A 24556-nucleotide genomic window follows, 5' to 3' on the forward strand; every position below is an offset into this window, starting at 1 on the left:
TAGGAATTATTCTGGATGTGGTTCTTTGTCCATTTTTTAATTATTGAAAAATTTATCACACTAAGGGTTTAAGAATGAACGTATAGTTTCACCGTGGGTGGAAAATTCAAGGAGAGAAAGGTTATGAGTGATACATTAAACAGCACTATCAATATGTTAATTCGTTTCTGGGAACATAGCAGTGAGCCATGGGGGGCTAAGGATACGGAATCAAGATTTATTTTTGGTAATGATGTATTTAAAAAAATGCTGTACTTACCGAATGATTTTACACTTGAGGGGCGTGTTGATGCTGAATTGCCGTCGCACTTTTGTGAATATCAAGACTGTTTTCAGGCACACGATCGTAAAGTCGAAAAAGTCAAAGATCGCGTTACGGCTATAGAAATCCACCCGTGGGAAAACCGACCTTACCTGGCACCGTGGTTCTTTGATAAATATCCACTTATTGCTGAGGATGGTAGTGTCAGGGGAACATTTTTTCATGGCAGGCCAGTGGATAACATTATCCTGACTAAACTCAATAAAATAAAAGTTCCTACCTCCTTAGTTTTTACACCACCTTCAAAGATATTCACCGATCGTGAGTGGGAAATAATATTTTATATTCTACATACTTACTCGGTAAAAGAGATCGCGATACACCTTGGATTATCCCAACGCACAGTAGGGAACTATGTGCAGAACATGTACAGCAAGATTGGCGTCAGCAATAAACGTGGCCTGATTGAATATTGTCATGATAACAATATGAATAATTATATCCCGCAAAGTTTTTTTAACAGCTGCGCATCGTTTCCGGTGGAACTGTAAAAAGGGCAGATCGGAAAACACGATCTGCCCCTGGAAAATATAGCGACATCTGTTGTTGCCTGGCGGGCCAGGCATGCCGCCTGGCCCTTAGCCGTTATTACCCTTCAGCCTGTTTGGACTGAATCGCTGTCAGCGCGATGGTATAAACAATATCGTCTACCAGTGCGCCGCGTGACAGGTCGTTGACCGGCTTACGCATCCCCTGCAGCATTGGCCCGATAGAGATCAGGTCAGCAGAACGCTGTACGGCTTTGTAGGTGGTGTTACCGGTGTTCAGATCAGGGAAGATGAACACGGTAGCGCGACCGGCAACCGGAGAGTTCGGAGCCTTAGATTTGGCTACGTCGGCCATGATCGCGGCGTCGTACTGCAGTGGGCCGTCGATCACCAGGTCAGGACGTTTTTCCTGGGCGATACGCGTGGCTTCACGCACTTTCTCAACGTCGCTACCCGCGCCGGAAGTACCGGTAGAGTAGGAGATCATCGCGACGCGCGGCTCGATGCCAAACGCCAGCGCAGAGTCGGCAGACTGAATCGCAATCTCTGCCAGCTGCTCCGGGTTCGGGTCCGGGTTGATCGCGCAGTCACCGTACACCAGCACCTGCTCAGGCAGCAGCATAAAGAACACTGAAGAGACCAGTGAACTGTTTGGTGCCGTTTTGATCAGCTGCAACGGTGGACGAATGGTATTGGCAGTGGTGTGAACGGCACCGGAAACCAGACCGTCAACTTCGCCGCGTTCCAGCATCATGGTGCCGAGCATCACGTTGTCTTCCAGCTGCTCCTGCGCAACCACTTCGGTCATGCCTTTGCTTTTACGCAGCTCAACCAGACGCGCCACGTAGTTTTCGCGTGCCAGTACCGGGTCAACAATCTCGATGCCTTTGCCCAGCTCAACGCCCTGAGCGGCGGCGACGCGCTGGATCTCTTCCGGGTTACCCAGCAGGATACAGGTGGCGATGCCGCGTTCAGCACAGATAGCGGCGGCTTTCACGGTACGTGGTTCGTCGCCTTCTGGCAGGACGATACGTTTGCCCGCTTTGCGTGCCAGCTCGGTGAGCTGGTAGCGGAAGGCCGGTGGCGACAGGCGGCGGCTACGCTCAGATTCCGCCGTCAGCGACTCAATCCAGTCGGCGTCAATGTGGCTGGCCACATATTCCTGCACGCGCTCAATACGCTGAGTATCGTCGCTTGGCACTTCCAGGTTGAAGCTTTGCAGGCTGAGGGAAGTCTGCCAGGTGTTGGTTTCTACCACAAATACCGGCAGGCCAGTCTGGAAAGCACGTTCACACAGCTTCTGAATAGGCGCATCAATGGCGTAGCCGCCAGTCAGCAGAATGGCACCAATTTCAATGCCGTTCATCGCGGCCAGGCAGGCAGCAACCAGTACGTCAGGGCGGTCAGCAGAGGTCACCAGCAGTGAGCCAGGGCGGAAATGCTCCAGCATGTGTGGCAGGCTGCGGGCGCAGAAGGTCACTGACTTCACGCGGCGAGTGGCGATATCACCCTCGTTAATGACGCGCGCGTTCAGGTGGCGACACATATCAATGGCACGAGTGGCGATCAGCTCGAAGCTCCACGGCACGCAGCCCAGTACCGGCAGCGGGCTGTTGGCGAACAGCTGCTTAGGGTCGATATTGGCGACGCTGGCTTTGTTCGAGTCGTCGAAGATCTCTGACAGATCCGGGCGGGTGCGGCCCTGATCGTCCACCGGGGCGTTCAGTTTGTTGATGATTACGCCGGTAATGTTTTTGTTCTTGCTGCCGCCAAAGCTGCTCTGCGTCAGTTCGATACGCTCTTTCAGCTGTGCCGCAGAGTCATTGCCCAGCGCCATCACGAAGACGATTTCGGCATTCAGCGTTTTGGCAATTTCATAGTTCAGCGAGTTAGCAAACTGATGTTTACGCGTTGGCACCAGGCCTTCTACCAGCACCACTTCTGCATCTTTGGTGTTTTCATGGTAGCGGGCGATAATCTCTTCCATCAGCACGTCCTGCTGATTGGAGCCCAGCAGCGATTCCACCCGGCTCATCGGCAGGGGTTCTGCGGCCGGAATGCTGGAGTTTTTACGGATGATGGTGGTGGTCTGGTCCGGGCTGTCGCCGCCGGCGCGTGGCTGGGCAATCGGTTTGAAGACGCTGAGACGCACGCCTTTACGTTCCATAGCACGGATTACGCCCAGGCTGACGCTGGTCAGGCCGACGCTGGTGCCGGTAGGGATAAGCATGATAGTACGGGACACGTTGTACCTCCGATAGCTTATTTTTCATGCAACAGGCGGATTGGCAGCCTGTGATGCGAAATATTGAGCTATATAAAATGGTGTCTGAAACCACTCCGCCAGCCTGAGCTGACGGAGAGTGACGGTGTTATGCAGTCAGGCGGTTAGCGTCCTGCGCGATGACCAACTCTTCGTTGGTTGGGATGACAATCGCCGGGCGGGTGCCTTCTTTGTTAATGAAGCCTGATTTACCGAAGCGCGCGGCCAGGTTGCGATCGTGATCGATCTCGAAGCCCAGCAGCGCCAGTTTTGCCAGAGACAGTTCGCGCACCATGGCGGCGTTTTCACCGATACCACCGGTGAAGATCACGGCATCCAGGCGGCCATCCATCAGCGCAGTGTAAGAACCAATGTATTTCGCCAGACGGTGGCAGAACACGTCCATGGCGCGTTTCGCATCGGCATGCGTGGCGTAGTTGTCTTCAACGTAACGACAGTCGCTGGTGACTTCGGTCAGGCCCAGCAGGCCGGACTCTTTCGTCAGCATTTTGTTGATCGCATCAACGTTCATGCCCAGGGTGTCGTGCAGGAAGAAGATGATGGCCGGGTCGATGTCACCGCTGCGGGTGCCCATCACCAGGCCTTCCAGTGGGGTCAGGCCCATAGAGGTATCGACGCATTCGCCGTTGCGAATGGCAGAAACAGAACCGCCGTTGCCCAGGTGGCAGGTGATGATATTCAGTTCTGAAACGGGCTTGTTCAGGGCTTTGGCGGCTTCCTGAGTCACATAGAAATGGCTGGTGCCGTGAGCACCATAGCGGCGCACGCCGTGCTCTTTATACAGTGAGTAAGGCAGGGCGTAGAGATAAGACTCTTCCGGCATTGTCTGATGGAATGCGGTGTCGAAAACAGCGACATTCTTATCTGACAGGTGTGGGAAGTTTTTCAGCGCTTCATCAATGCCGATCAGGTGCGCCGGGTTGTGCAGCGGTGCAAAGGAAGAGGCGTCTTTGATGCCCTGGATCACCGATTCATCGATGACGACAGACTGAGTTAACTTTTCGCCACCGTGAACGATGCGATGACCGATTGCAGCAATTTGTGCCGACAGTTCTGGTTTTTGTGCCAGAATAGTTTTAACCATGAAGTTCAGTGCTTCGCTGTGTGCCGCGCCAGCACCCAGAGCCGCTTCTTGTTTAGCGCCATCCAGTTTCCACTTGATGCGGGCTTCCGGCAGATGGAAGCATTCCGCTAAACCTGACAGATATTCGTCACCGTTTGCCGGGTCGATAATGGCAAATTTCAGGGAAGAGCTACCGCAGTTCAGAACCAGTACTAACTTACTCGACATGGAAAGTCCTATTTATTAAAAGTGGCGAAATAAAAGTCAAACAGACTATCAGCGTAGCGCATGAAAGCTGGTACATTAATGATGAACATCAGGCTTGCGGAAAGTTTTGTCCGAAAGCAAAAAAAATTGGAAATTTTACGAGATTTTTTTAAATATTATCTGCTTCATCATGGCTTGACTGATTGTTGACCCGTGTTGCTCGCAATCCAGGTGCTTCACCCAAAATGTCAGGGTTAAAACGCGCTCAGGATAAACCAGTGTCACTCGTAAAGACAAAATATTTTGAATCATGTTAGGTAAAGTTGGTGTGTTACAGTTTTTTTTTAATCTTTATCTCTGAAGTTGAGGTCAGACATGGCAAATGACTCCGGCAGTGTCGGGTGGTTCAAACTGTTCCAGCATGGACAGCATTACATGAAAACGTGGCCTGTCGATAAACGCCTTGCGCCCATGTTTCCCGAAAACAGAGTAACGCGAGCCACGCGATTTGCTATTCGTATTATGCCTCCTGTCGCTATCTTTAGTCTGACATGGCAGGTCGCTCTTGGCGGGCAGCTTGGCCCGGCGGTTGCCACGGCTTTATTTGCCTGTAGTCTGCCGATGCAGGGGCTGTGGTGGCTGGGTAAACGTTCCGTCACGCCGCTGCCCCCGGCATTGCTTGGCTGGTTCCACGACGTGCGCGGTAAACTTCAGGCCGCCGGTCAGGCTATTGCTCCCGTGGAGGGGAAGCCGACCTATCAGTCACTGGCTGATGTGCTGAAACGTGCCTTCAAGCAGTTAGACAAAACCTTCCTCGACGATCTCTGACGGCCTGACGGGTTTTCACCGCTGAAACGATGATAAACCCGCTTTGCGTCAAAGAAGCTTTTCCCTGCGCTGTGCGATCCTTGGGCCACTTTCAGACTGCCCCGTGGCCGAGGAGCCTTTCATGGATATGACACATGCCCAGCGTTTAATTCTTTCCAATCAATACCAGTTAATGACCCTGCTTGACCCGGATAACGCTGCGCGTCATCGCCGGCACCAGACGATTGTTGAACGCGGCTACGGTTTACAGCTGCGCGAGCTGGATAGCGACTTCGGTCAGTTACCGGAGGCAGAGTGCCGTACATTGATTGCCATGATGGAGATGTACCACGCGCTGCATATTTCCTGGACTAATCTGAAAGAGCCGCAGAGCGTTGAGCAGCGCCGCCTGGTTTTCCTCGGCTTTGATGCGGCAACAGAAGGCCGCTACCTCGGCTATGTACGCTTTCTGGTGAATGTGGAAGGGCGCTACGGGCATTTCACTGGGGGTAGCCATGAGTTTAATGCTCAGGTGCCGATGTGGGAAAAGTATCAACGCATGCTGGCTGTGTGGCACAATTGTCCCCGACAGTACCATCTGAGTGCGAATGAGATCGCGCAAGTTATCAACGCCTGAGAAGGAAGATGCAGTGAAGTGTAAAGGTTTTCTGTTTGATCTGGATGGCACGTTAGTAGACTCCCTTGCGGTCGTCGAACGTGCCTGGAAAAACTGGGGTAAGCGCCACGGGATTGATTCTGAAGAGGTGCTGGCTTTCATCCACGGTAAGCAGGCTATTACCTCACTGCGCCATTTTATGGCGGGAGCCTCTGCAGAAGCTATCCAGCAGGAGTTTATTGCACTGGAAAAACTGGAAGCAGAGGATACCGATGGCATCGTCGCCCTGCCGGGCGCCTTAGCACTGCTGGCGACCCTCGACGAGCTGGAAATCCCCTGGGCTATTGTCACTTCCGGTTCTGTACCCGTCGCCAGTGCGCGTCACGCAGCGGCAGGTTTGCCCGCGCCTGAGGCGTTTGTCACCGCTGAACGTGTCGAAAATGGCAAACCTGAACCAGATGCCTACCTGCTTGGTGCTCAGCTGTTGGATCTTGAGCCGGAAGAGTGTGTGGTCGTCGAAGATGCCGCTGCCGGGATTCTGTCCGGGCTGACTGCAGGTTGCCATGTTATCGCTGTAAACGTTCCGTCAGATGCGCCACGTCTGGAAGATGTTGATATGGTGCTCACCTCTCTGGATGAGATCGTCATTCATAAAAATACTGACGGCAGCGTGAATATTCACCGCAGACACTAACGGATTTCAACCCCGCCCAGGCGGGGTTTTTTAGTTCCCGCATCGAAAGGCGGCGAGCCTGAGGTTACAGTGAGTCCTGGCTGATTTCGTCTAGCGACAGACTGAAGCTTGGCACAAAGACCTCTACGAAATAGTCCATCTCCGGGCTTTGACGCTGCGCCAGCGTCTTTTCAAGGCGCGCTTTCGCCAGCAGGAACTCATTGTTACCCGCTGACAGCTCTTCCAGACATTTCAGGTAAGCGCAGAGGGCATCGGCCTGCTTGACGATAGCCGTCTCGGCCTCGCTGTGCTGATGCTCATCAATCAGGGGGGCGTAGGCTGACCGCAGCTCTTCCGGCAGCATCTCAATCAGCTTTTGCTGAGCAATCTTTTCAATCTTCTTGTACTCGTGGGCAATCTGCGCATTGTAATACTTTACCGGCGTGGGCAGATCGCCGGTCAGCACCTCACTGGCATCGTGGTAAATCGCCATCATCGCGATTCGTTCGGCATTGAGGTTGCCGTTAAATTTTTTATTCTTAATCACTGCCAGCGCATGGGCGACCATCGCCACCTGTAAACTGTGCTCAGAGACGTTTTCGGTGCGCACGTTACGCATCAGCGGCCAGCGGTTGATCAGTTTAAGACGAGAGAGATGGGCAAAGAAGTGGCTCTGGGTCATGAGGATATCCTGAGTACAAATGACAAAGAGCGGGGGTTAGCCGCTCTTCAGTACAACAAAATGTAATGCTATAGCTGGCGGTAACCGCCGAGGAAACGGCCAAACTTATTAATGGCCATCTCCAGTTCATCCACACGCGGCAGAGTGACGATACGCACGTGATCCGGCCACGGCCAGTTAAACGCGGTGCCCTGTACCAGCAGCACTTTTTCCTGTAGCAGGAAATCCAGTACCATTTTCTGGTCGTCGTGAATGTTGAACTTTTTCGCGTCAATTTTTGGGAACATATACAGCGCACCCTGCGGCTTGACACAGCTGACGCCGGGGATCTCGTTAATCAGCTCCCAGGCCCGGTTACGCTGTTCATAAAGGCGGCCGCCTGGCTGGATAAATTCACTGATACTTTGATAGCCGCCCAGCGCGGTCTGGATGGCATGCTGCGCCGGGACATTTGCGCAAAGGCGCATTGAGGCCAGCATCTCCAGACCTTCAATATAGCCTTTGGCGTGTTTCTTCGGTCCGTTCAGCACCATCCAGCCCTGGCGGAAGCCCGCGACGCGGTAGGTTTTAGACAGGCCGTTAAAGGTGATGGTCAGCAGGTCCGGCGCCAGTGCGGCAATAGAGTGGTGCTGCGCGGCATCGTAGAGAATTTTGTCGTAAATTTCATCGGCAAAAATAATCAGGTTGTGCTGGCGGGCCAGTTCAACCACTTCCATCAGCAGCTCTTTGCTGTAGACGGCACCCGTCGGGTTATTCGGGTTAATGATCACGATACCGCGGGTGCGTGGCGTGATTTTACTGCGAATATCGTCGAGATCCGGGAACCAGCCTGCGGATTCATCACACAGGTAGTGCACCGCTTTACCACCGGAAAGTGAGACCGCCGCAGTCCATAACGGATAATCCGGGGCAGGGACCAGCATTTCGTCGCCCGTGTTAAGCAATGCCTGCATCGACTGCACGATCAATTCAGAGACACCGTTACCAATATAGATGTCTTCTACGGTGATATCGCGCATACCACGAGCCTGGTAGTGCTGCATGATCGCTTTACGAGCCGAATAGAGCCCCTTGGAATCACAGTAACCCTGAGCACTTGGCAGGTTACGGATCACATCAACCAGGATTTCGTCCGGAGCTTCAAAACCGAATGGGGCAGGGTTGCCAATATTCAGTTTGAGAACCTTATTCCCTTCTTCTTCGAGGCGCTTTGCTTCCTTTAACACCGGGCCGCGAATGTCGTAACACACATTATCCAGTTTGCTGGATTTATCAATTGGGGTCATCTCTGTCGCCTTAACTGGCAGAAGCGCGTTCCTGCCGTGGAAAACTAAACATTGCACAATGTACTCCTCTCCCGGTTTCTTTTGAAGGGTGGTAAGGGGCTTTGGAGTGTTAAAGGATGATTTTTCCTTCAGATGGCAGGGGGAAGGCGTTGTCAGCCTTTGAGTGCTATTTCATGCTACTTATTGGGTCTATTCCGATGCTATTGACTGTGGTGGCGTTTTAAAATCCCTAAAGTGAGACCGTGTATCCATTGTTTACCCGTGCAATGATTAAATTATTTAGTAAAAAAAGATGTACTAATGATGATTGAAACAGTCAAGGAATTCTTATTTTGCTGTATGTTTTGTAGTCAGTCGCGTCTTTGCCGGGAGATAAGGCGTCGCTGGCTTACCGGCAGGGGCGGAAGGTGATGGATCTCAGGGATAGGGTGATAAAGATAAATTTTATCTTCACAGAGCCCGTCTCGTGGGCTTCTGCCGATAAAATCTTACTTTAGTGATGAGATTAATAAGATTTGGGCTTAAAAAGTAAACGACAGTATGTCAGGATAACCTTCAGGAGACTTTGCACCGGGTGTGCAGGTCTCCGGGGTAATAAAAAAATGATTTTTATTACCCTAAACAATAAGTGATGCTTAACATTTTTCGCTGTTCTTACAGCGTGCTGGTAATTTAATTTTCAATGGTTGTTTTAGACTAACGACACCGCAACTCGTCTGGTTTTGAGTTCTGTCGGCGTTACTTAACTATAACGACGCGGCTTCCTGCAACTTATGGGTTAACGCAGCGTGCATTAGTGATGTATCAGACGTAAGCACCTTTTCTCTCTCTTTCTGCTTCCCTCCGTAGAAAGTACTTTCCAGAGTAAAAACGACTTTACCGTCTGCCAATGAAAGTAATGCATCAGGTAATTTTTTATTGCTGAACACTGTAACCATTACGCAATTGTTATCGTTTTATCCCATTGATAAAACAGGTAATAACACCAGGGTAGCTGTTTGTAAAAAACTTATAAAGTGAAGAAAAACATGACTAGTGCAAATCGTCCAGTACTCAATCTTGACCTCGATCTGCTGAGAACTTTCGTTGCTGTTGCCGATCTGAACACCTTTGCCGCCGCTGCGGCTGCCGTGTGCAGAACGCAGTCAGCCGTCAGTCAGCAGATGCAGCGTCTGGAGCAATTGGTAGGCAAAGAGCTGTTTGCCAGGCATGGACGCAACAAATTATTGACGGAACATGGTATTCAGCTGTTGGGCTACGCCAGAAAGATACTGCGCTTCAATGATGAAGCCTGTACTTCTCTGATGTACAGCAACATTCAGGGGGTTCTGACCATCGGTGCATCCGATGATACCTCCGATACTATTTTGCCGTTCCTGTTAAACCGCGTGACCTCGGTATATCCGAAGCTGGCTATAGATGTTCGTGTTAAACGTAACCCTTTCATGATGGAAATGCTCAACCAGGGTGAAGTCGATCTGGTGGTGACCACCTCCAGCCCGATGAATTTCACCTGGCAGGTTCTGCGTACGTCACCCACGCTCTGGTACTGTGCGGCTGACTACATCTTCCAGCGTGGGGAAGCGATCCCTCTGGTGCTGCTGGATGAGCCAAGCCCGTACCGTGATATGGCGATTGACCATCTTAATGAAGCGGGTATCCCATGGCGCATCTCTTATGTGGCTTCAACGCTGGCTGCGGTTCGTGCTGCGGTGAAAGCGGGCCTGGGTGTGACGGCTCGTCCGGTAGAGATGATGAGCCCGGAGCTGCGCGTGATGGGAGCTGCTGAAGGATTGCCTATGCTGCCGGACACGGAGTATCTGCTGTGCCGTAACCCGGATAGTGATAACGAACTGGCGCTGGCTATTTTCAATGCCATGGAGTCGCGTAATGATCCTTACAACCTGACCGTTGCGGCGCAGGATGGGGCGGCATTCGCAGACGAAGAAGAGTAACCGGCTAAATGAAAACGATTACTTTTATCATTAAAAGTTAATTGTTTTGCGTTTAACTGTGCAAAAAAAGCCTTTCAGAGATATTTAAAGCTGAAAGGCTTTTTTTTAATTCATTTCTTCAGGTTAATAATCGTTTTTTCAACACCTTTTGTGCTGTGGTTGCCAAAAATTCACCAATAGCGCAATAGCGAAATATTCTCTCTCCAATCTGTCATCTGGTCCGATCAGTGAATTGATTTTGCACAAATAAATCTGACCATTTTTCTCTCAAAAAACACTAAAGTGTGTCCTGGATCAAAAAAATAACCCTATTAAGGGGCAGGAAAAGATGTTGATTCCTGCCAAAATAGACCTTGTTAAATACCCGATCCAATCAGGATTTTAACCGCTACACTTTGATCACATGATGCCACTGACTCGATTTAGCCCGCTTTTTAAGCATCATATGTTAAAAAAGTGTAGTGTGTGTAAATTAATGTGCGGATAGTTTTGTCAAAGTTGACAAAAGGTTAGTTAAAGGAGTAAAAAACCACATAAAATTACTGCCTAATCGCTAAAGACAGTAAATTTTATCCGGTTTTTCATTCTTCCCTTGAATCGATGTGGTGTGTTAACTGCCAAATATGAGAGCAGGACGCGAAACGCCACTTTTGGTGAGTAAGCAAGAGTATGTCAACAACCACAGAAGTCGTCGCCCATCATTGGGCATTCGCTGTTTTCCTGATCGTCTCGATTGGTCTCTGCTGCCTGATGTTGGCCGGAGCATGGTTTTTGGGCGGAAGAGCCCGTGGAAGGCATACAAGTACACCTTTTGAATCCGGTATAGCGTCTTTCGGCAGCGCAAAACTGCGCCTGTCCGCTAAGTTCTATCTGGTTGCCATGTTCTTCGTGATCTTCGACGTTGAAGCCCTCTATCTCTACGCATGGTCGACGGCTATTCGCGAAAGCGGATGGGTTGGCTTTGCGGAAGCCGCTATTTTCATTTTGGTCCTGCTTGCTGGTCTGTTTTATCTGGTTCGCATTGGCGCACTGGATTGGGCTCCTGCCCGTCGTCAGTTTGACGTCAAACCTACCACCATCTCGCACGCCAACCGTCACAAGCAGTAACAGCGAGGCAAATACACATGGACTATACGCTCACCCGCATAGACCCGAACGGTGAGAATGACCGTTACCCCCTGCAAAAACAGGAGACCGTCAGCGATCCTCTGGAGCAGCAGGTTCATCAGAACGTCTACATGGGTAAGCTAGAGCATGCCCTGCACGACATGGTGAACTGGGGACGTAAGAACTCTCTATGGCCGTTTAACTTCGGTCTTTCTTGTTGCTACGTAGAAATGACGACGTCCTTTACCTCGGTGCATGACGTAGCGCGATTTGGTTCGGAAGTCATTCGTGCCTCCCCTCGCCAGGCTGACTTTATGGTGGTAGCGGGAACCTGTTTCACCAAAATGGCTCCAGTTATTCAGCGTCTTTACGACCAGATGCTGGAACCAAAATGGGTGATATCCATGGGTGCCTGTGCCAACTCTGGCGGCATGTACGATATCTACTCGGTGGTGCAGGGTGTGGATAAATTCCTGCCGGTTGATGTGTATATCCCTGGCTGTCCACCGCGCCCTGAAGCCTACATGCAGGCACTGCTGCTGTTGCAGGAATCGATCGGCAAAGAGCGCCGTCCGCTGTCGTGGGTGGTGAACGATCAGGGTGTTTACCGCGCCAATATGCAGTCTGAACGCGACAGGAAAAACGCGGAGCGTATCGCCGTGACTAATCTGCGTACGCCAGACGAAATTTAAAACAGCAGTTTATGGATGTGGTCAGCAAAAGCGCAAAAAAACACAATGTAACGTGCGCAGACCCGCCTGACGCCAACACTGAGCGCCTGAATATCAGGCCAGAATGGTGAACGACTTATGACAGATTTAACCACGCAAGATCTCGCTCAGCCATTATGGCAAACCCGTGATCACCAGGATGACCCGGTGATCGGCGAGCTGCGTAATCGTTTTGGGCCTGATGCCTTTACTGTTCAAGCAACCCGAACCGGAATCCCGGTGGTTTGGGTTAAACGTGAGCAATTGCTTGAGATTATCGATTTCCTGCGCAAGCTGCCAAAACCTTATGTCATGCTGTTCGATCTGCATGGTATGGATGAGCGTCTGCGTACCCACCGTGCTGGTTTACCCGCGGCGGATTTTTCCGTTTTCTACCACTTCATCTCCATTGAACGCAATCGCGATATCATGCTCAAGGTGGCGTTGTCTGAAAACGATCTGAATGTGCCAACCATCACCAAAATTTTCCCGAATGCCAACTGGTATGAGCGTGAAACGTGGGAGATGTTCGGCATCAATATCGAAGGCCACCCGCACCTGACGCGCATCATGATGCCGCAGAGCTGGGAAGGGCATCCGCTGCGTAAAGATTATCCTGCGCGTGCAACAGAATTCGACCCGTTCGAGCTGACCAAGCAGAAAGAAGATCTGGAGATGGAGTCGCTGACCTTCAAGCCTGAAGACTGGGGCATGAAGCGTTCGACTAACAATGAGGACTTCATGTTCCTCAACCTGGGTCCGAACCATCCCTCAGCGCACGGTGCATTCCGTCTCGTCCTGCAGTTAGACGGTGAAGAGATCGTCGACTGTGTGCCTGATATCGGCTACCACCACCGCGGTGCAGAGAAGATGGGTGAACGCCAGTCATGGCACAGCTACATCCCTTATACCAACCGCATCGAGTACGTCGGCGGTAGCGTCAATGAAATGCCTTACGTGCTGGCTGTTGAAAAGCTGGCAGGTATCAAAGTGCCTGAGCGCGTTGACGTTATCCGTGTGATGCTATCAGAGCTGTTCCGCATAAACAGCCATCTGCTTTACATCTCTACCTTTATTCAGGACGTCGGTGCTATGTCCCCGGTGTTCTTTGCCTTCACAGATCGCCAGAAAATTTATGACGTGGTTGAAGCCATTACTGGTTTCCGTATGCACCCGGCCTGGTTCCGCATCGGCGGTGTCGCGCATGACCTGCCGAAAGGCTGGGATCGCCTGCTGCGTGAGCTTCTGGACTGGCTGCCAAAACGCCTGAAATCCTATGAGCAGACCGCGCTGAAAAATACCGTACTGATTGGACGCTCGAAAGGGGTTTCTGCCTACAACATGGAAGAAGCTCTGGCCTGGGGTACCACCGGTGCGGGGCTGCGCGCGACGGGTCTTGATTTTGACGTTCGTAAATGGCGCCCTTATTCCGGTTATGAAAACTTCGATTTTGAAGTGCCGATCGGTGACGGCGTCAGCTGTGCTTACAGCCGTGTGATGCTGAAAATGGAAGAGATGCGCCAGAGTATGCGTATCCTGGAGCAGTGTCTGAAGAACATGCCGGAAGGTCCGTTCAAAGCTGACCATCCGCTAACAACACCACCGCCAAAAGAGCGCACGCTGCAGCATATCGAAACCCTGATCACTCACTTCCTGCAGGTTTCCTGGGGGCCAGTCATGCCTGCCAATGAATCATTCCAGATGATTGAGGCGACAAAAGGGATTAACAGTTACTACCTGACCAGCGATGGCAGCACCATGAGTTACCGTACTCGCGTGCGTACGCCAAGCTTCCCACACTTGCAGCAGATCCCTTCGGTGATCAATGGCAGCCTGGTATCCGACCTGATCGTATACCTCGGTAGTATCGATTTTGTTATGTCAGACGTGGACCGCTAATTATGCACGATCAAAGAATTGCGATTGAAACGATCGATGAATCCGGGGTTTTTGTGCTGAGTACTGCCGAGCGTGACGCTATCGAGCATGAAAAACACCACTATGAAGACGCCCGTGCGGCGTCTATCGAAGCCCTTAAAATCGTCCAGAAGCATCGCGGCTGGGTGCCAGATGGCGCGATCAACGCGATTGCAGAAGTTCTGGCTATCCCTGCCAGTGATGTGGAAGGTGTGGCAACATTTTACAGCCAGATTTTCCGTACCCCGGTGGGGCGTCATGTGATCCGATACTGTGACAGTGTGGTGTGCCACATCACCGGTTTCCAGGGGATTCAGGCAGCGCTGGAAAGCAATCTGAATATCAAGCCAGGGCAGACCACGGCTGATGGTCGCTTTACGCTGCTGCCAACCTGTTGCCTCGGCAACTGCGACAAAGGGCCGGTGATGATGGTGGATGAAGATACTCACGTTCATCTCACTCCGGAAGGTATCGCCAACTTACTGGAGCAGTATCAATGAGACAGATCGTGCGTACTGCCGAAATGCATCCGCTGACCTGGCGCATGCGTGAAGACAAGCAGCCGGTATTTCTTGAGGAATACCGCAGTAAGAATGGCTACGCCGGTGCGGAAAAAGCACTGAAGTCCATGGCGCCGGATGAAATTGTTGCCCAGGTAAAAGATTCAGGTCTGAAGGGGCGTGGTGGTGCAGGTTTCTCCACGGGGCTGAAATGGAGCCTGATGCCTAAAGATGAATCCATGAATATCCGTTACCTGTTGTGTAACGCCGATGAAATGGAGCCAGGGACCTATAAAGACCGCCTGCTGATGGAGCAGATGCCACACCAGCTGGTGGAAGGCATGCTGATTGCTGCTTTTGCGCTGAAAACCTATCGCGGTTATATCTTCCTGCGTGGCGAGTACATTGAAGCCGCGGTGAACCTGCGCCGGGCAATTGCTGAAGCCACGGAAGCCGGTCTGCTGGGCAAAAATATTCTCGGTTCCGGTTTCGACTTTGAACTGATCGTCCATACCGGCGCTGGTCGTTATATTTGTGGTGAAGAAACCGCATTGATTAACTCACTGGAAGGCCGTCGCGCGAACCCACGCTCCAAGCCGCCATTCCCGGCGTCAGCGGGTGCATGGGGTAAGCCGACCTGCGTGAACAACGTAGAAACCCTCTCCAATGTTCCGGCCATCATCGCTAATGGTGTTGACTGGTACAAAGGTATTTCTACCAGTGAAGACACCGGAACCAAAATGATGGGCTTCTCTGGCCGGGTGAAAAATCCAGGCGTCTGGGAGCTGCCGTTTGGGACTACCGCACGAGAAATCCTTGAAGAGTATGCCGGTGGTATGCGCGACGGTCTGAAGTTTAAAGCCTGGCAGCCGGGTGGGGCAGGAACTGACTTCCTGACAGAATCCCATCTCGACCTGCCGATGGAATTTGCCAGCATTGGTAAAGCCGGTAGCCGTCTGGGCACGGCGCTGGCGATGGCTGTTGACCATGAGATCAACATGGTGTCGCTGGTGCGCAATCTGGAAGAGTTCTTCGCCCGTGAATCCTGCGGCTGGTGTACGCCATGCCGTGATGGCCTGCCGTGGAGTGTGAAAATTCTGCGTGCGCTGGAAAATAAACAGGGGCAGCCGGGGGATATCGAAACCCTGCTGCAGCTCTGTCGCCAGCTTGGCCCAGGCAAGACCTTCTGTGCGCATGCGCCTGGTGCAGTAGAGCCACTGCAAAGTGCCATTAAATATTTCCGCGAAGAGTTTGAAGCGGGTATGGCACCTCAGGTATTCAGCAACGCACACGCGATTAGCGGCATCCAGCCAAACCTGTTAAAGGCGCGCTGGTAAGCAAAGTTTAACGCCCGTGTTCGCACGGGCCTTACGGAAGCATGTTCACTATGGCTACAATTCATGTAGACGGTAAAGAATATGATGTTGATGGAGCAGACAACCTGTTGCAGGCGTGTCTCTCACTCGGCTTAGATATTCCTTATTTCTGCTGGCACCCGGCGCTCGGTAGCGTCGGTGCCTGCCGCCAGTGCGCGGTAAAGCAATTTCAGAATGCCGAAGATACCCGTGGTCGCCTGGTTATGTCCTGCATGACCCCGGCGTCTGACGGCACCTTTATCTCGATTGACGACGGTGAAGCAAAAGAGTTCCGTGAAAGCGTGGTCGAGTGGTTAATGACTAACCATCCGCACGACTGCCCGGTGTGTGAAGAAGGTGGGAACTGTCACCTGCAGGATATGACCGTGATGACGGGACATAGCTTCCGTCGTTACCGCTTCACCAAACGTACTCACCGTAATCAGGATCTCGGCCCGTTCATTTCTCATGAAATGAACCGCTGTATTGCCTGCTATCGCTGTGTGCGTTACTACAAAGATTACGCTGATGGTACCGATCTCGGTGTCTACGGTGCCCATGACAACGTCTACTTCGGTCGCCCGGAAGACGGCGTGCTGGAAAGTGAGTTCTCTGGTAACCTGGTCGAGATCTGTCCGACCGGTGTTTTCACGGATAAAACTCACTCCGAACGCTATAACCGTAAATGGGATATGCAGTTTGCGCCAAGCATCTGCCAGCAGTGCAGCATCGGCTGTAACACCAGTCCGGGTGAGCGCTATGGTGAACTGCGTCGTATCGAAAACCGTTACAACGGTACCGTAAACCACTATTTCCTCTGTGACCGTGGTCGTTTCGGCTATGGCTACGTGAACCTGAAAGATCGTCCGCGCCAGCCAATGCAGCGTCGTGGTGACGACTGGATTGCTCTTAACGCTGAGCAGGCGATGCAGGGCGCTGCCGATGTGTTGCGCCAGGCGAAGAAAGTGATCGGGATTGGTTCCCCGCGTGCCAGCGTAGAGAGTAACTTTGCGCTGCGTGAGCTGGTGGGCGCTGACAACTTCTCCACCGGGATCCCGGCGGGTGAGCAGGCGCGTCTGGAACTGATGCTGAAAGTGCTGCGTGACGGCGGGATCCATACTCCTGCACTGCGTGAAATTGAAAGCTACGATGCGGTACTGGTGCTGGGTGAAGATCTGACCCAGACTGGCGCGCGCGTGGCGCTGTCTGTGCGTCAGGCTGTTAAGGGTAAATCCCGTGAAATGGCAGCGGCGCAGAAAGTGGCTGACTGGCAGATTGCGGCGATCCTGAATATCGGACAGAACGCTAAACATCCGCTGTTTGTGACCAACGTTGATGAAACCCGTCTTGATGATATTGCCGCGTGGAGCTATCGCGCCCCGGTAGAAGATCAGGCGCGTTTAGGCTTCGCCATTGCTCACGAACTGGACGCCAGCGCACCGGCAGTCAGCAATATTGATAAAGCGCTGGCCGGTAAAATCGATGTTGTTGTTCAGGCATTAGCCGGGGCGAAAAAACCGCTGATTATTTCCGGAACGAATTCCGGTAGCGAAGCGATGATTCAGGCTGCCGCCAACGTGGCGAAAGCGCTGAAAGGGCGCGGTGCTGATGTCGGCATTACGCTGTTGGCAAATGCGGCTAACAGCGTCGGACTGGGTATCATCGGCGGCAAATCGCTGGACGTGGTGTTGGCTGAGCTGGAAAACGGCGCGGCTGATGCGGTAATCGTCATGGAAAACGATCTCTATCGTCATCTGCCAAAAGCCAAAGTGGATGCCGCGCTGGCCAATACGCCAAACGTGATCGTGCTGGACCATCAGCGTACGGCAACCACCGAGAAAGCAGGCTTAATTCTTTCCACCGCCAGCTTTGCAGAAAGCGATGGCACCGTGGTGAATCAGGAAGGTCGCGCGCAGCGTTTCTTCCAGGTATATGACCCGGCCTACTACGACGAAAAAGTTCAGATGCTGGAGAGCTGGCGCTGGCTGCACTCGCTGCAAAGCACCATCAACAGCCGTGAAGTGGACTGGAGTCAGCTTGATCACGTCATTGACGCCTGTGTGGCAGAACTTCCACAGCTGGCCGGGATTAAAGAAGCAGCACCTGATGCCAGCTTCCGTATCCGTGGTCAGAAACTGTCGCGTTCTCCGCATCGCTCAAGCGGTCGTACGGCTATGCGCGCCAATATCAGCGTGCATGAACCGCGTCAGCCACAGGATAAAGACACCATGTTCTCCTTCTCAATGGAAGGAAACAACCAGCCGGGTGCAGCGCGTTCGCAGATCCCGTTTGCCTGGGCTCCGGGCTGGAACTCACCGCAGGCATGGAACAAATTCCAGGCTGAAGTGGGCGGTAAGCTGCGTAACGGTGACCCTGGGGTACGCCTGATCGAAGCGGGTACACCTCAGCTGGGCTGGTTCGAGAATGTGCCTGCTGCCTTTACCGGACAGGAACGTGTCTGGCGTGTTGCGCCTTACTTCCACCTGTTTGGTAGTGAAGAGATGACGCAGCGCGCCCCGGTAATTCAGCAGCGTATGCCTGAGGCTTACGTTGTGGTGAATCCGGAGGACGCGTCGATCCTCGGCGTTAATGCCGGGGCTGCGGTTGAGTTTACTTGCCAGGGCGAAACCCTGCGCTTGCCGGTGCGCTTCTCAAGCAATCTGCAGGCAGGGCAGGTGGGTCTGCCGCTCGGTCTGCCGGGCATACCACCGTTCCTCGCCGGTAGCGACATTGACAATCTGCGGGAGGCAGTACAATGAGCTGGCTGACACCAGAAGTTATTGACGTGCTGATTGCCGTCGGTAAAGCGCTGATCATCCTACTGGTCGTCGTGGGTTGTGGTGCATTTATGAGCTTTGGCGAGCGTCGTCTGCTCGGTCTGTTCCAGAACCGATACGGGCCTAACCGTGTCGGCTGGGGCGGTTCGCTGCAGCTGGTCGCTGACATGATTAAAATGTTCTTTAAAGAGGACTGGATCCCACGCTTTTCCGATCGCGTGATCTTCACCCTTGCGCCAATGATTGCCTTTACCTCGCTGCTGCTGGCGATGGCGATTGTGCCGGTCACTTCGACCTGGATGGGCGCCGACCTGAACATTGGTATTCTGTTCTTCCTGATGATGGCAGGCCTTGCGGTCTATGCGGTACTGTTTGCCGGTTGGTCGAGTAACAACAAGTTCTCACTGCTCGGTGCCATGCGTGCCTCAGCTCAGACCCTGAGCTACGAAGTGTTCCTCGGCCTGTCACTGATGGGCGTGGTGGCACAGGCTGGCTCATTTAACATGGTCGACATTGTGAACAGCCAGGCGCATTTGTGGAATGTGATTCCGCAGTTCCTGGGCTTCCTCACCTTCTGTATTGCGGGTGTTGCAGTGTGTCACCGCCATCCATTTGACCAGCCAGAAGCAGAGCAGGAACTGGCTGATGGTTACCACATTGAATACTCCGGCATGAAGTTTGGTCTGTTCTTTGTTGGGGAATACATCGGTATCGTCACCGTCTCTTCACTGATCGTCACGCTCTTTTTCGGTGGCTGGTACGGTCCGTGGCTGCCCCCATTTGTCTGGTTTGCCATCAAAACGGCATTCTTCATGGTGATGTTCATTCTGATCCGTGCTGCGTTACCGCGCCCACGCTATGACCAGGTGATGTCGTTCGGCTGGAAGGTATGTTTGCCGTTGACGCTGTTGAACCTGCTGGCAACTGCCGCAGTGATTCTGTACACGGCACAGTAAGGGGTTAAGGACATGACATTAAAAGATATTGTCGTTGGTTTTGGTACTACAGTACGCAGTATCTGGCTGATTGGTTTAAATGCTTTCGCCAAGCGTGAAACCCTGATGTACCCGGAGGAGCCTGTCTACCTGCCGCCGCGTTATCGCGGCCGTATCGTGTTGACGCGTGACCCGGATGGTCAGGAGCGCTGCGTTGCCTGTAACCTGTGTGCCGTTGCCTGCCCTGTGGGCTGTATCTCTCTGCAAAAAGCTGAGATGGCTGACGGACGCTGGTATCCGGAATTCTTCCGCATTAACTTCTCGCGCTGCATCTTCTGTGGCCTGTGTGAAGAGGCTTGCCCGACCACTGCGATTCAGCTTACCCCAGATTTCGAAATGGGTGAGTTTAAGCGTCAGGATCTGGTTTATGAAAAAGAACATCTGCTGATTTCCGGTCCGGGTAAATACCCGGAATACAATTTCTACCGGATGGCAGGTATGGCGATCGATGGTAAAGATAAAGGCGACGCAGAAAACGAAGCCAAACCTATCGACGTCAAGGGCTTGTTACCTTAAGGAGCCAGGCATGGAATTTGCATTTTACGTTTGTGGTCTGGTGTCTGTGCTGGCGACGTTGCGCGTTATCACTCATACCAACCCGGTACATGCGTTGTTGTACCTGATTATTTCTTTGCTGGCAGTGGCCGGGGTGTTCTTTTCGCTCGGCGCCTATTTTGCCGGTGCGCTGGAAATTATCGTTTATGCCGGTGCGATTATGGTGCTGTTCGTCTTTGTGGTCATGATGCTGAATCTTGGCGGCCAGGAAGTTGAGCAGGAACGTCAATGGCTGAAGCCGGCTGTGTGGATTGGTCCGGCAGTGCTCTCTCTGGTGTTGCTGCTGGTGCTGGTTTACGCCATCCATGGCATTAATGACCAGGGTATTGACGGCAACATGATTGATGCAAAAGCCGTGGGTATCAGTTTGTTTGGCCCGTATGTTCTGGCCGTTGAGCTGGCCTCAATGCTGCTTCTTGCCGGTCTGGTGGTGGCATTCCACGTTGGGCGCGAACAGCGTTCCGGTGAGGTTCTGAGCAACCGTCCGGCTGATGTGGCGAAAAGTAATAAGGAGGAGCGGGTATGATCCCTCTGCAGCATGGACTTATTCTGGCGGCCATCCTGTTTGTCCTTGGACTGACGGGCGTGGTTATTCGCCGCAATCTGCTGTTTATGTTGATTGGTCTCGAAATCATGATTAACGCTGCAGCGCTGGCGTTTGTGGTGGCGGGAAGCTACTGGGGACAGGCCGATGGTCAGGTGATGTACATCCTGGCAATCAGCCTGGCCGCGGCAGAGGCCAGTATTGGCCTGGCGCTGCTGTTGCAGCTCCATCGTCGCAGCCAGACCCTCAACATTGATAAAGTGAGCGAGATGCGCGGATGAACCTTCTCTATTTAACAATCCTGTTTCCGCTGATTGGCTTCTTACTGCTGGCCTTCTCACGTGGGCGCTGGTCTGAAAATCTGTCTGCTACCGTGGGGATGGGCTCTGTCGGACTGGCGGCGCTGGTCGCTGCTTATGCGGGAATCGACTTCTTCAATAACGGGCAGCAGGTGTTTAACCAGGCGCTGTGGACCTGGATGCAGGTAGGTAACTTTAAAATTGACGTCAACCTGACGCTGGACGGCCTGTCGCTGACCATGCTGTCAGTAGTGACTGGCGTCGGTTTCCTGATTCATATGTTTGCCTCCTGGTATATGCGTGGAGAAGAGGGCTATTCACGCTTCTTCGCCTATACCAACCTGTTTATCGCCAGCATGGTCGTTCTGGTTCTGGCCGACAACCTGATGCTGATGTATCTCGGTTGGGAAGGGGTGGGCCTCTGTTCTTATCTGCTGATCGGTTTCTACTACACTAACCCGAAAAACGGCGCGGCGGCGATGAAGGCTTTCATCATTACCCGCGTGGGGGACGTGTTCCTGGCGTTCGCGTTGTTCATCCTCTACAACGAGCTGGGTACGCTGAACTTCCGCGAAATGATGGAACTGGCGCCAGCGCACTTCGCTGCTGACAACCACATGTTGCAGTGGGCCACCCTGATGCTGTTAGGCGGCGCGGTGGGTAAATCTGCACAGCTGCCGTTGCAGACCTGGCTCGCCGATGCGATGGCAGGCCCGACACCGGTATCTGCACTGATCCACGCCGCGACCATGGTGACGGCGGGTGTTTACCTGATCGCCCGTACCCACGGCCTGTTCCTGTTGACGCCTGAAGTGCTGCATCTGGTCGGTATTATTGGTGCAGTCACTCTGGTGCTGGCAGGTTTTGCTGCGCTGGTGCAGACCGATATCAAACGTGTACTGGCTTACTCCACCATGAGTCAGATTGGTTACATGTTCCTGGCGCTGGGTGTGCAGGCCTGGGATGCGGCGATCTTCCACCTGATGACGCATGCGTTCTTTAAAGCGCTGCTGTTCCTCTCTTCGGGTTCGGTGATCCTTGCCTGCCACCACGAGCAGAACATCTTCAAGATGGGCGGTCTGCGTAAAAGTATTCCGCTGGTGTATGTCTGCTTCCTGGTCGGGGGCGCTGCACTCTCCGCGCTGCCGCTGATCACTTCAGGCTTCTTCAGTAAGGATGAAATTCTGGCAGGTGCGCTGGCTAACGGTCATCTCAATCTGATGATTGCGGGTCTGGCCGGAGCGTTTATGACGTCGCTCTACACCTTCCGTATGATTTTCATCACTTTCCATGGCGAAGAAAAAATTCACGCTCATGCCGGCAAGGGGATTACTCATCATCTGCCGCTGATTGTGCTGTTAATTCTCTCAACCTTTATTGGCGCGTTGATCGTTCCACCGCTGAAAGGCGTACTGCCGGAAACCAGTGAACTGGCCCACAGCAGTGTCCTGACGCTGGAGATCGCTTCTGGCGTGGTGGCGATTGCGGGCATCCTGCTGGCGGCAGCGCTGTGGCTGGGTAAACGTACCCTGGTCACCGCGATTGCGAATAGCGCAGTGGGGCGTTTCTTTACCACATGGTGGTTTGCCGCCTGGGGCTTCGACTGGCTGTATGACAAAGTCTTCGTTAAGCCTTATCTCGGTGTGGCCTGGCTGCTGTCGCGTGACCCGTTAAATTCACTGATGAATATTCCTGCTTTGCTGGCGCGTGGCGCTAACAAAGGCCTGGTCGTCAGCGAAAACGGCTACCTGCGCTGGTATCTCGCCTCCATGAGCATCGGTGCCGTTGTGGTACTGGCGCTGCTGATGGTGATGTAAAGGTTTGTGAGTGGGGTGAGGCAGAGCCACACCCTATAAAGAATAAAAATCGCAATAAAGGGAAAACCGCCATGTTATTACCTTGGCTAATATTCATCCCGTTTGTCGGTGGGTTACTGTGCTGGCAGCTGGAGCGCTTCGGGCCTAAGCTGCCACGCTGGATTGCACTGATCGCAATGGGGCTGACGTTTGTACTCTCGCTGCAACTTTGGCTGCAGGGAGACTACTCACTGACGCAGGCTGCGGGACTTCCGCAGTGGCAATCTGAGTTCTCCGTACCGTGGATCCCACGCTTCGGCATTGAGTTCCATCTGGCACTGGATGGTCTTTCCCTGCTGATGGTAGTGCTGACTGGCCTGTTGGGTCTGATGGCGATCCTCTGCTCATGGAATGAAATTGAGAAATGGCAGGGCTTTTTCCACCTTAACCTGCTGTGGATCCTCGGTGGCGTTATCGGCGTGTTCCTGGCCATGGACATGTTCCTGTTCTTCTTCTTCTGGGAGATGATGCTGGTGCCGATGTACTTCCTGATCGCGCTGTGGGGCCATAAAGCCTCCGACGGGAAGACGCGTATTTCTGCTGCGACCAAGTTCTTCATCTACACCCAGGCGAGCGGTCTGGTGATGCTGATTGCGATTCTTGCGCTGGTATTCGTGCATTACAACGCAACCGGCGTGTGGACGTTTAACTACGAACTGCTGCTGAAAACGCCAATGACGCACGGCGTGGAATACCTGCTGATGCTCGGTTTCTTTATCGCCTTCGCGGTAAAAATGCCGGTGGTGCCATTACACGGCTGGTTACCCGATGCGCACAGTCAGGCTCCAACGGCAGGTTCTGTTGACCTGGCGGGTATTCTGCTGAAAACCGCTGCCTATGGTCTGCTGCGCTTTGCGCTGCCGCTGTTCCCGAATGCTTCTGCTGAATTTGCACCGATTGCGATGTGGCTGGGGATTATCGGTATCTTCTACGGCGCATGGATGGCGTTCTCACAGTACGATATTAAGCGTCTGATTGCTTACACCTCGATTTCCCATATGGGCTTCGTGCTGATTGCTATCTACACCGGCAGCCAGCTGGCGTTCCAGGGTGCAGTTGTCCAGATGATTGCTCATGGTCTTTCAGCTTCCGCCCTGTTTATTCTGTGTGGTCAGCTGTATGAGCGTCTGCATACCCGTGATATGCGTCAGATGGGTGGCCTGTGGTCACGTATTAAATGGCTGCCGGGTCTGTCGCTGTTCTTCGCCGTGGCGAACCTCGGAATGCCGGGTACCGGTAACTTCGTGGGTGAGTTCATGATCCTGACGGGCAGTTTCCAGTCGGTGCCGATGATTATCATCATCGCGACGTTCGGTCTGGTATTCGCCTCGGTGTACTCGTTGATTATGATGCAACGCGCATACTACGGTGCGCCTAAGTCAGAAACACCGCTGCGTGGCATGTCTGCGCGTGAGTTCCTGATGATCATGGTGTTGCTGGTTCTGTTGGTGTTGCTGGGCGTTTATCCGCAGCCGATCCTGGATACCTCGCACGCTGCGATGAGCAATATTCAGCAGTGGTTTACTGCTTCAATTTCAACTACAAGGCCGTAATTCGC

General features: G+C 52.9%; 21 protein-coding genes. 17 read left to right on the forward strand and 4 right to left on the reverse strand.

Features of this window, described 5'->3' with window-relative positions; genetic code table 11:
* Window positions 1–123 precede the first annotated feature (123 nt).
* Complete coding sequence (locus tag ABEH87_RS00400) at window positions 124–813, forward strand: helix-turn-helix transcriptional regulator (protein ID WP_346572895.1); 690 nt, start codon at window positions 124–126, stop codon at window positions 811–813.
* A gap of 97 nt (window positions 814–910) precedes the next feature.
* Here ABEH87_RS00400 and pta read toward each other — a convergent pair whose 3' ends face one another.
* Together pta and ackA are read right to left on the reverse strand one after the other, a co-directional pair.
* Window positions 911–3055, reverse strand: a complete 2145-nt coding sequence (pta, locus tag ABEH87_RS00405; RefSeq protein WP_346572897.1) for a phosphate acetyltransferase — start codon at window positions 3053–3055, stop codon at window positions 911–913.
* Between the two features lie 127 nt (window positions 3056–3182).
* Window positions 3183–4385, reverse strand: coding sequence for an acetate kinase (ackA, locus tag ABEH87_RS00410; protein WP_346572899.1), 1203 nt, complete (start codon window positions 4383–4385; stop codon window positions 3183–3185).
* Between the two features lie 354 nt (window positions 4386–4739).
* Here ackA and yfbV point away from each other — a divergent pair, with 354 nt between their 5' ends.
* The 3 genes from yfbV (at window position 4740) to ABEH87_RS00425 (ending at window position 6481) form a co-directional block, all read left to right on the forward strand.
* Window positions 4740–5192: a terminus macrodomain insulation protein YfbV gene (gene yfbV / locus ABEH87_RS00415; RefSeq protein WP_346572901.1), complete on the forward strand. Its 453-nt coding sequence runs from the start codon at window positions 4740–4742 to the stop codon at window positions 5190–5192.
* Window positions 5193–5313: 121 nt separating this feature from the next.
* On the forward strand, window positions 5314–5808 hold the full coding sequence (locus tag ABEH87_RS00420) for a YfbU family protein (protein WP_346572903.1): 495 nt from the start codon (window positions 5314–5316) through the stop codon (window positions 5806–5808).
* Window positions 5809–5821: 13 nt separating this feature from the next.
* Window positions 5822–6481 carry a sugar phosphatase gene (locus ABEH87_RS00425; protein WP_346572905.1) on the forward strand — a complete coding sequence of 220 codons (660 nt, stop codon included), beginning with the start codon at window positions 5822–5824 and terminating at the stop codon, window positions 6479–6481.
* Between the two features lie 64 nt (window positions 6482–6545).
* On the opposite strand, the gene yfbR is transcribed toward ABEH87_RS00425, so the two are convergent.
* Together yfbR and ABEH87_RS00435 are read right to left on the reverse strand one after the other, a co-directional pair.
* Complete coding sequence (gene yfbR / locus ABEH87_RS00430) at window positions 6546–7142, reverse strand: 5'-deoxynucleotidase (RefSeq protein WP_346572907.1); 597 nt, start codon at window positions 7140–7142, stop codon at window positions 6546–6548.
* A gap of 68 nt (window positions 7143–7210) precedes the next feature.
* Window positions 7211–8428 (reverse strand): pyridoxal phosphate-dependent aminotransferase, encoded by a 1218-nt coding sequence (locus ABEH87_RS00435; RefSeq protein ID WP_346572909.1) that lies wholly within the window; start codon window positions 8426–8428, stop codon window positions 7211–7213.
* A gap of 1028 nt (window positions 8429–9456) precedes the next feature.
* Between ABEH87_RS00435 and lrhA the strand changes: the two genes are divergently transcribed.
* The 13 genes from lrhA (at window position 9457) to nuoM (ending at window position 24551) form a co-directional block, all read left to right on the forward strand.
* Window positions 9457–10383: a transcriptional regulator LrhA gene (lrhA, locus tag ABEH87_RS00440; RefSeq protein ID WP_191933007.1), complete on the forward strand. Its 927-nt coding sequence runs from the start codon at window positions 9457–9459 to the stop codon at window positions 10381–10383.
* A 669-nt stretch (window positions 10384–11052) separates the two neighbouring features.
* Entirely contained in the window at window positions 11053–11490 is a 438-nt protein-coding gene (locus ABEH87_RS00445) for an NADH-quinone oxidoreductase subunit A (RefSeq protein WP_346572911.1), read from the forward strand.
* Between the two features lie 17 nt (window positions 11491–11507).
* Window positions 11508–12182 carry an NADH-quinone oxidoreductase subunit B gene (locus ABEH87_RS00450; RefSeq protein WP_346572913.1) on the forward strand — a complete coding sequence of 225 codons (675 nt, stop codon included), beginning with the start codon at window positions 11508–11510 and terminating at the stop codon, window positions 12180–12182.
* A gap of 117 nt (window positions 12183–12299) precedes the next feature.
* Entirely contained in the window at window positions 12300–14099 is a 1800-nt protein-coding gene (gene nuoC / locus ABEH87_RS00455) for an NADH-quinone oxidoreductase subunit C/D (protein ID WP_346572915.1), read from the forward strand.
* A gap of 2 nt (window positions 14100–14101) precedes the next feature.
* Window positions 14102–14617 (forward strand): NADH-quinone oxidoreductase subunit NuoE, encoded by a 516-nt coding sequence (gene nuoE / locus ABEH87_RS00460; protein ID WP_346572917.1) that lies wholly within the window; start codon window positions 14102–14104, stop codon window positions 14615–14617.
* Complete coding sequence (nuoF, locus tag ABEH87_RS00465; RefSeq protein WP_346572919.1) at window positions 14614–15954, forward strand: NADH-quinone oxidoreductase subunit NuoF; 1341 nt, start codon at window positions 14614–14616, stop codon at window positions 15952–15954. Before nuoE ends, nuoF begins: the two co-directional genes overlap by 4 nt.
* A gap of 50 nt (window positions 15955–16004) precedes the next feature.
* Window positions 16005–18731, forward strand: coding sequence for an NADH-quinone oxidoreductase subunit NuoG (gene nuoG, locus ABEH87_RS00470; RefSeq protein WP_346572921.1), 2727 nt, complete (start codon window positions 16005–16007; stop codon window positions 18729–18731).
* On the forward strand, window positions 18728–19705 hold the full coding sequence (gene nuoH, locus ABEH87_RS00475) for an NADH-quinone oxidoreductase subunit NuoH (RefSeq protein WP_346572923.1): 978 nt from the start codon (window positions 18728–18730) through the stop codon (window positions 19703–19705). Before nuoG ends, nuoH begins: the two co-directional genes overlap by 4 nt.
* 12 nt (window positions 19706–19717) lie before the next feature.
* The gene (gene nuoI / locus ABEH87_RS00480; RefSeq protein ID WP_346572925.1) at window positions 19718–20260 is read left to right on the forward strand and encodes an NADH-quinone oxidoreductase subunit NuoI; all 543 of its coding nucleotides are present in this window, start codon (window positions 19718–19720) and stop codon (window positions 20258–20260) included.
* A gap of 10 nt (window positions 20261–20270) precedes the next feature.
* Complete coding sequence (gene nuoJ / locus ABEH87_RS00485; RefSeq protein WP_346572927.1) at window positions 20271–20825, forward strand: NADH-quinone oxidoreductase subunit J; 555 nt, start codon at window positions 20271–20273, stop codon at window positions 20823–20825.
* Window positions 20822–21124: an NADH-quinone oxidoreductase subunit NuoK gene (gene nuoK, locus ABEH87_RS00490; RefSeq protein ID WP_048915457.1), complete on the forward strand. Its 303-nt coding sequence runs from the start codon at window positions 20822–20824 to the stop codon at window positions 21122–21124. The genes nuoJ and nuoK overlap by 4 nt, the downstream gene beginning before the upstream one ends.
* Window positions 21121–22959, forward strand: a complete 1839-nt coding sequence (nuoL, locus tag ABEH87_RS00495) for an NADH-quinone oxidoreductase subunit L (RefSeq protein ID WP_346572931.1) — start codon at window positions 21121–21123, stop codon at window positions 22957–22959. Before nuoK ends, nuoL begins: the two co-directional genes overlap by 4 nt.
* A 71-nt stretch (window positions 22960–23030) precedes the next feature.
* Complete coding sequence (nuoM, locus tag ABEH87_RS00500) at window positions 23031–24551, forward strand: NADH-quinone oxidoreductase subunit M (RefSeq protein ID WP_346572933.1); 1521 nt, start codon at window positions 23031–23033, stop codon at window positions 24549–24551.
* Window positions 24552–24556 lie beyond the last annotated feature (5 nt).

Source organism: Erwinia sp. Eh17-17 (assembly GCF_039675725.1).
Taxonomy (GTDB): Bacteria; Pseudomonadota; Gammaproteobacteria; order Enterobacterales; family Enterobacteriaceae; genus Erwinia.

Bases quoted from the DNA above. Each gene is read 5' to 3' on its own strand.
- ABEH87_RS00400 (WP_346572895.1), top strand. From the start codon at position 124: ATGAGTGATACATTAAACAGCACTATCAATATGTTAATTCGTTTCTGG.
- ackA (WP_346572899.1), bottom strand. From the start codon at position 4,385: ATGTCGAGTAAGTTAGTACTGGTTCTGAACTGCGGTAGCTCTTCCCTG.
- yfbV (WP_346572901.1), top strand. From the start codon at position 4,740: ATGGCAAATGACTCCGGCAGTGTCGGGTGGTTCAAACTGTTCCAGCAT.
- ABEH87_RS00420 (WP_346572903.1), top strand. From the start codon at position 5,314: ATGGATATGACACATGCCCAGCGTTTAATTCTTTCCAATCAATACCAG.
- yfbR (WP_346572907.1), bottom strand. From the start codon at position 7,142: ATGACCCAGAGCCACTTCTTTGCCCATCTCTCTCGTCTTAAACTGATC.
- ABEH87_RS00435 (WP_346572909.1), bottom strand. From the start codon at position 8,428: ATGACCCCAATTGATAAATCCAGCAAACTGGATAATGTGTGTTACGAC.
- lrhA (WP_191933007.1), top strand. From the start codon at position 9,457: ATGACTAGTGCAAATCGTCCAGTACTCAATCTTGACCTCGATCTGCTG.
- ABEH87_RS00445 (WP_346572911.1), top strand. From the start codon at position 11,053: ATGTCAACAACCACAGAAGTCGTCGCCCATCATTGGGCATTCGCTGTT.
- ABEH87_RS00450 (WP_346572913.1), top strand. From the start codon at position 11,508: ATGGACTATACGCTCACCCGCATAGACCCGAACGGTGAGAATGACCGT.
- nuoC (WP_346572915.1), top strand. From the start codon at position 12,300: ATGACAGATTTAACCACGCAAGATCTCGCTCAGCCATTATGGCAAACC.
- nuoE (WP_346572917.1), top strand. From the start codon at position 14,102: ATGCACGATCAAAGAATTGCGATTGAAACGATCGATGAATCCGGGGTT.
- nuoF (WP_346572919.1), top strand. From the start codon at position 14,614: ATGAGACAGATCGTGCGTACTGCCGAAATGCATCCGCTGACCTGGCGC.
- nuoG (WP_346572921.1), top strand. From the start codon at position 16,005: ATGGCTACAATTCATGTAGACGGTAAAGAATATGATGTTGATGGAGCA.
- nuoH (WP_346572923.1), top strand. From the start codon at position 18,728: ATGAGCTGGCTGACACCAGAAGTTATTGACGTGCTGATTGCCGTCGGT.
- nuoI (WP_346572925.1), top strand. From the start codon at position 19,718: ATGACATTAAAAGATATTGTCGTTGGTTTTGGTACTACAGTACGCAGT.
- nuoJ (WP_346572927.1), top strand. From the start codon at position 20,271: ATGGAATTTGCATTTTACGTTTGTGGTCTGGTGTCTGTGCTGGCGACG.
- nuoK (WP_048915457.1), top strand. From the start codon at position 20,822: ATGATCCCTCTGCAGCATGGACTTATTCTGGCGGCCATCCTGTTTGTC.
- nuoL (WP_346572931.1), top strand. From the start codon at position 21,121: ATGAACCTTCTCTATTTAACAATCCTGTTTCCGCTGATTGGCTTCTTA.
- nuoM (WP_346572933.1), top strand. From the start codon at position 23,031: ATGTTATTACCTTGGCTAATATTCATCCCGTTTGTCGGTGGGTTACTG.